The sequence below is a fragment of the Blastococcus goldschmidtiae genome (genome assembly GCF_031845325.1).
Lineage (GTDB): Bacteria > Actinomycetota > Actinomycetes > Mycobacteriales > Geodermatophilaceae > Blastococcus > Blastococcus goldschmidtiae.
Genome location: NZ_JAVREI010000019.1, coordinates 69661 through 76234 on the forward strand (window position 1 = coordinate 69661; position 6574 = coordinate 76234).

General features: G+C 73.0%; 6 protein-coding genes. 3 read left to right on the forward strand and 3 right to left on the reverse strand.

The window, feature by feature from the left end; translation table 11 throughout:
• Window positions 1–71 precede the first annotated feature (71 nt).
• Both RM425_RS19545 and RM425_RS19550 read right to left on the reverse strand, forming a co-directional pair.
• Complete coding sequence (locus RM425_RS19545; protein WP_311346898.1) at window positions 72–797, reverse strand: metal-dependent transcriptional regulator; 726 nt, start codon at window positions 795–797, stop codon at window positions 72–74.
• Window positions 794–943, reverse strand: a complete 150-nt coding sequence (locus tag RM425_RS19550; RefSeq protein ID WP_311346899.1) for a hypothetical protein — start codon at window positions 941–943, stop codon at window positions 794–796. The genes RM425_RS19545 and RM425_RS19550 overlap by 4 nt, the downstream gene beginning before the upstream one ends.
• 17 nt (window positions 944–960) lie before the next feature.
• On the opposite strand from RM425_RS19550, the gene RM425_RS19555 reads away from it, so the two are divergent.
• From RM425_RS19555 to RM425_RS19565, 3 genes are all read left to right on the forward strand, one after another.
• Window positions 961–2142, forward strand: a complete 1182-nt coding sequence (locus RM425_RS19555; protein WP_311346900.1) for an acetoin utilization protein AcuC — start codon at window positions 961–963, stop codon at window positions 2140–2142.
• Between the two features lie 66 nt (window positions 2143–2208).
• Complete coding sequence (locus tag RM425_RS19560; RefSeq protein WP_311346901.1) at window positions 2209–4896, forward strand: bifunctional acetate--CoA ligase family protein/GNAT family N-acetyltransferase; 2688 nt, start codon at window positions 2209–2211, stop codon at window positions 4894–4896.
• Window positions 4897–4927: 31 nt separating this feature from the next.
• Window positions 4928–5617, forward strand: coding sequence for a maleylpyruvate isomerase family mycothiol-dependent enzyme (locus tag RM425_RS19565; protein WP_311346902.1), 690 nt, complete (start codon window positions 4928–4930; stop codon window positions 5615–5617).
• A 150-nt stretch (window positions 5618–5767) separates the two neighbouring features.
• Here the strand turns inward: RM425_RS19565 and RM425_RS19570 are convergent.
• Window positions 5768–6574 (reverse strand): IS481 family transposase (locus RM425_RS19570; protein WP_311346903.1); only part of this gene is annotated, 807 nt, incomplete at its 5' end.

Here is a 6574-nt window from a genome sequence, read left to right on the forward strand (position 1 = left end):
GCCGGGCAGCGCCCTGCTGTGAAGGAAGTCGGCGACTTCCACCGTTCGAGGCGGCCGAAGGCCATGGGGTCTCAGAGCAGCGGGGCCGCCTCCAGCGGCGTGAGCTCCGAGTCGACGGCGCTGACGAACATGTGCCGCGCCACCTCGAGCGGCAGCAGGTAGCCGTCCAGGCTCACCGAGCCCTCGACGAGCCGGGCCTGCATCGTCACGCCGGGTCGCACCCCGTGATCGGCCAGGGCCCGCAGCTGGTCCGGGTTCTCCTGCAGCTGCTCGCTGATCCGCCGGATCACCACGGGGCGGCCCTCGGCGGTGGCGGTCGTCGAGAGCACGGTGAGCGCGTCGAGCACCGCGGAGGTCTCACCGCCGAGCGGCTCGTCCCCGCGCAACGCCTCCAGGCCCGGGATGGGGTTGCCGAACGGGGAGACGGTGGGGTTGCCCAGCAGCGCGAGCAGCCGGCGCTCCACCGCCTCGCTCATGACGTGCTCCCAGCGGCAGGCCTCCTCGTGCACGTCGGCGTAGTCCAGGCCGATCACGTCGACGAGCAGGCACTCGGCCAGCCGGTGCTTGCGCATGACCGCGGTCGCCAGCTGACGGCCCTCCTCGGACAGCTGGAGGTGCCGGTCGCCCTCCACGGTCAGCAGGCCGTCGCGCTCCATGCGGGCCACCGTCTGGCTCACGGTGGGGCCGCTCTGGTGGAGCCGCTCCGCGATCCGGGCCCGGAGCGGGGTGATCCCCTCCTCCTCGAGCTCGAAGATGGTGCGGAGGTACATCTCCGTGGTGTCGATCAGGTCGTTCACAGGTACTCCTCCGGGTCGGCGGCCAGTCTACGGGCGGTGCGCCACCCCACCCGGCTTCCCGACGCCGCGTCCAGCAGGAGCGTTGCCAGGTCGACGCCGGTAGCGTCGCTCCCGCCGGCGGCCGCGTCCGGCGGAGGTCCGCGCACGGGCACGGGGAGGTGGGATGAGCGACTCGGTCGCCGTCGTCTGGGACGAGAGCCTGCTCGGCTACACCATGGGCGGCGAGCACCCGCTGCACCCGGTGCGGCTGGACCTGACCATGCGCCTGGCCGACGGACTCGGCGTGCTGGGCACCGACCGGGTGCGGGTGCTGCGGCCGACGCCGGCCGACGCCGAGCTGCTCGGGCTGGTGCACGACGCCGAGTACCTCGAGGCGGTCCGCCGGGCACCGGCCGACCCGACGGTCGGACACGGCCTCGGCACCTCCGACAACCCGATCTTCCCGGGCATGTACGACGCGGCCGCGCTCATTACCGGCGGCAGCGTGCTGGCCGCCGAGCAGGTCCACACCGGAGCGGCGCAGCACGCGGTCAACATCTCCGGCGGGCTGCACCACGCCATGCGCGACGCCGCCTCGGGCTTCTGCGTCTTCAACGACGCGGCCGTGGCCATCGCCTGGCTGCTGGGGAAGGGCTACGAGCGGATCGCCTACGTCGACCTCGACGTGCACCACGGCGACGGCGTCCAGGCCGCCTTCTACGACGACCCGCGGGTGCTGACCGTGAGCATCCACCAGACGCCGCTCACCCTGTGGCCGGGCACCGGCTTCCCGGAGGAGACCGGCGATCCGGAGAAGGCGTCGGGGAGCGCGGTCAACCTGGCGCTGCCCAACGGCACCGAGGACTCCGCCTGGCTGCGGGCCTTCAGCGCCGTCGTCCCCAGTGTGCTGCGGGCGTTCGACCCGCAGATCATCGTCACCCAGTGCGGCTGCGACGCCCACCACGAGGACCCGCTGGCCGACCTCGGCCTCACCATCGACGGGCAGCGGGCCAGCTACCGGGCGATGCACGAGCTCGCGCACGAGCTCTGCGACGGGCGATGGATCGCCCTCGGGGGCGGCGGCTACGGGCTGGTACGTGCGGTGCCGCGCGCCTGGACCCACCTGCTCGCCGAGGCCGCGGGCTCGCCGCTGGACCCGGCGACGGAGATCCCGCAGTCCTGGCGCGACGACGTCGTCTCCCGTGGGCTGCGCGCCCGGCCGCCCACGCACATGACCGAGGGCGGCTACACCGGCTTCGCACGCTGGGACGCCTTCACCGAGTCCCGGGTGGACCGGGCCATCATGCGCACGCGCCGGGCCAGCTTCCCGCTGTTCGGCCTCGACCCGGACGACCCTCGTGATTAAGGACCACCCAGCCCCCCACCGCTCGCACGCTCGCGGCGGGACCCTGCTGGATGGCCGGAGATTGCTGTGACGCCTGAAGAAGTTGCCGATCCCGCGCCGCCGCCGCACTGGGAGGCCGACATCGTCGCCGCCGACGGCGGCACGGTGCACCTGCGCCCGATCTGCCCCGAGGACGCCGACGGGCTGACCGGGCTCATGGACCGCAGCAGCGACCAGACCCGCTATTACCGGTTCTTCGGGCCGATGAAGCGCCTCTCGGCCAAGGAGCTGCACCGCTTCACCCACGTCGACCACGACGCCCGCGTTGCCTTCGTCGTGCTGCTGGGCGACCAGGTCATCGGGGTCGGGCGCTACGACCGCTACCCCGGCACCGATGACGCCGAGGTCGCGTTCCTCATCGAGGACGCCCACCAGCGGCGGGGGCTGGGCTCGGTGCTGCTCGAGCACCTCGCCGCGGCCGCCCGCGAGCGCGGCATCAAACGGTTCGTCGCCGAGGTCCTCGCCCAGAACAGCACGATGGTGCGGGTGTTCCAGGACGCCGGCTACAAGTCGCAGCGCTCCTACGAGGACGGCGTCGTCCACTTGTCCTTCCCGATCGAGCAGACCGAGGACGCGCTGGCGGTCACCTACGAGCGGGAGCAGCGCAGCGAGTCGCGGTCGATCGCCCGGCTGCTGACTCCGTCGTCGGTGGCCGTGGTCGGGGCCAGCAACGACCCGGACAAGATCGGCAACGCGCTGCTCCGCAACCTGCTCGACTACGGCTTCGCCGGGCCGGTCTACCCGGTCAACCCCTCGGCGCGGCACGTGCGCGGCGTGCCGGCCTACGCCGACATCGAGTCGATCCCCGACGACGTGGACCTCGCGCTGGTGGCCGTGCCGGCCGACGAGGTGGAAGGCGTGGTCGAGGCGTGCCGGCGCAAGCGGGTGCGGGGCCTGGTCGTGGTCTCCGGCGGGTTCGGCGAGTCCGGGCCGGAGGGGCGAGCGGTCGAACGGCGGCTGGTCGCCTCCGCCCGCGCCTCGGGCATGCGCGTCGTCGGCCCGAACTGCCTGGGCATCGTCAACACCGAACCGGCGCTGCGGCTCAACGCCTCGCTGGCGCCGATGGTCCCCGGCCGCGGGCGGGTCGGGTTCTTCGCCCAGTCCGGCGCGCTCGGAGTCGCGCTGCTGGAGCGGGCGCGCAGCCGCGGCATCGGTCTGTCCTCCTTCGTCTCCGCCGGCAACCGGGCCGATGTCAGCGGCAACGACCTGCTCCAGTACTGGGCGACCGACCCGGGCACCGAGGTGGTGCTGCTGCACCTGGAGAGCTTCGGCAACCCGCGCAAGTTCGCCCGCCTCGCCCGCACCGTCGGCCGCACCAAGCCGGTCGTCGCGGTGAAGAGCGGCCGGCACGTCGGCGTCGCCCCCGGTCTGGCGGGCACCTCCGTCGCAGTCCCCGAGCAGTCGGTCGCCGCGCTGTTCGCCTCCGCCGGCGTCATCCGGGTCGAGACGGTGGCCCAGATGTTCGATGTCGGCACCCTGTTGGCCCACCAGCCGCTGCCCGCCGGCGACCGGGTCGCGATCGTCGGCAACTCCACGGCCATCGGGGTGCTGGTCGCCGACGCGGTGCTCGAGGAGGGTCTGCAGCTCGCCCACGAGCAGCCGGTCGACATCGGGGTGAGCGGCACACCCGAGCAGTTCCGCGCCGCGCTGCAGCAGGCGGTCGACGACGAGGGCGTCGACGCGGTCATCGCGGTGTTCCTGCCGCCGCTGATGGCCGGCTCGCACGAGTTCGGCCCCGCGCTGCGCGAGGTGGCGGTCGGCTCGGCCAAGCCGGTGCTGGCCAGCTTCCTCTCCGCCGAGGGCGTGCCGCCCGAGCTCGCCGTCCTCGACGAGCAGGGCATGCCGGCCCGCGGGTCGGTGCCGTCGTACAGCACTCCCGAGCGCGCGGTCATCGCACTGGCGAAGGCCAGCGAGTACGCCCGCTGGCGCCGCCGTCCGGTCGGCGACGTGCCGGAGCTGCCCGACGTGGACGAGCAGCAGGCCCGGACCCTGGTCCGCGGTGCGCTGGCCTCGGCACCGGCCGGCCGCGAGCTGGATGACGACGAGCTGATGGCGTTGCTGGGCGCCTACGGCGTGCCGCTGCTGCGCACCCGCACGGTGACCGACCCGGAGACGGCGGTCGCCGCCGCCGCGGAGATCGGCTACCCGGTGGTCCTCAAGTCCACGGCGCCGTGGCTGCGGCACCGCTCGGACCTCGGCGGCGTCCGGCTGGACCTCGTCGACGACGACGCGGTGCGCGGGGCCTATGCGGCCATCCCGTCGGGCGACCCGGTGATCGTGCAGGAGATGGCCGCCCCCGGTGTGGCGACGGTCGTCGAGATCGTCGACGACCCCTCGTTCGGCGCCCTGGTGAGCTTCGGGGTCGGGGGAGTGGCCACCGAGCTGCTCGGCGACCGGGCCTTCCGCACCCTGCCGCTGACCGACCTCGACGCCGCCGAGCTGGTGCGCGAACCCCGCGCCTGGCCGCTGCTCGACGGCTGGCGGGGGTCGGAGCCCGTGGACACCGCGGCGCTGGAGGACCTGTTGCTGCGGGTCGCCCGGCTCGCCGACGACCTGCCCGAGGTGCTGCGGCTGAGCCTCGAGCCGGTCATCGTCGGCCCGGCCAACCCGTGGCACGGCGGCCGGTCGCTGGTGGTCGCCGGCGGCACCGCGCGCGTGGGTCCGCCCACCGCCCGCGTCGACCCGGGGCCCCGCCGCATGCGCTCGCCACTCTGATCGCCTCGCTCGGCGCACGGGAGGGGGAAGCGTGACCGGCGAGGAGCCTGACTGGTTGCGCCTGCTGCGCCTCCACACCGGAAGATTCGCCGACGTCATCAGCGACGCCGACCTCGGTGCGCCCGTGTCGTCCTGTCCGGGCTGGTCGCTGCGGGATCTCGTGGTCCACGTGGGCGGAGTCCACCAATGGGCGTCGCATTGTGTCGTCGAGGGCAATCCGGAGTTCAGGCCAGAGCCCGCTGCTCGGGAGGGACCGGAGCTGATCGCGTGGTATCGCCACCACGCCTCGCGTCTCGTCGAGGTGCTCACTGCCACACCGGCGGACGCACCCGCGTGGACCCTGGATGATCGAGATGCGACCGCGCTGTTCTGGAGGCGGCGTCAGGTGCACGAGATCGTGCTGCACACATGCGACGCCGACGAAGCGCTCGGGCACCTGCGGCAGGTGGATCCGTGGCTGGCATGGGATGGAGTCCTCGAAGTGCGGGACGTCATGTACCCGCGGCAGGTGCGGCTCGGTCGTGTCGATCCTCTGTCACGGGGGATTCGGATGATCGCCACGGACGTCCCAGGTGACGTCACCATCGGTAACGGCGAGTCGGTGGCAGTCCGGGGCCGAGCCGAGGTGCTCCTGCGCTTGCTGTGGCACCGCGCCGACCCGGCCGCCGAGATGGTCGATCCGCGTGCGGGCGAACTGTTGTCGGGTGCCTTGACCCCATGAGTGACACGTCATCGGCCTGGCCGGTGGTCAGGCCGATTCTCTGAGCGCCGCTCAGTAGGACACCTACCTGTGCGACGCCGAGAGCCCGCCCCCTTCAGGGGACGGGCTCTCGTGGGCGCCGTGCCTAGGTGTCGCGACCGGAGAGGTTGTTCACGCGGCGAGGCGGCTGACCGGTGGGCGGCCTCCGAGGGCGGAGTGGCTGCGGGCAGTGTTGTAGTGCTCCAGCCAGCTGTCCAGGGCGGCGGTGCGCTGGTCGTTGCCGATCCAGGCGCTGGCGTAGGCCCACTCGGTTTGCAGGGTGCGGTTGAACCGTTCGGCTTTGCCGTTCGTCCAGGGCCGGCCGGGCTGGATGAAGCGGCGGCCGATGCCGAGGCGGGTGCAGGCGGTGATCCAGGCGGCGCCGCGGCGGTAGCTCAGCGCGTTGTCGGTCAGCACCCGGCGGATGGTGACGCCGTGGGCGGCGAACCAGGCCGCGGCGCGGGTCAGGAAGCCGGCGCAGGTGCCGGCGCGCTCGTCGGGCAGCACCTCGGCGTAGGCCAGTCGGGTGTGATCGTCGATGGCGACGTGCACGTAGTCCCAGCCGTTGCCGCGGCCGCGGACCTCCTCGGAGCGGCCGTGGACGCGCCAGCCACCACCGGCCGGTACCCGGCCGAGCTTCTTGACGTCGATGTGCAGCAGGTCGCCGGGGTGTTCGTGTTCGTAGCGGCGGTCGCTGTGCCGGCGGCCGCGCAGTAGCTCGCCGGTGAGTCGGTCCACCTCTGCCAGTCGGGGCATGCCGGCGCGGGTGAGGACCGCACCGATGGTGGAGGCGGCGAGACCCAGGATCGCGGCTAGCTGTGATGACCAGGCACGTTGGTCGAGGACCTGCGAGGACACGATCTGAGTTGTAGATGGGCGAAGGCCTCCCGGTGTGGAGTGGAGCTGTCGAGGAACCGCTCCGCCACCAGAGGAGGCCTT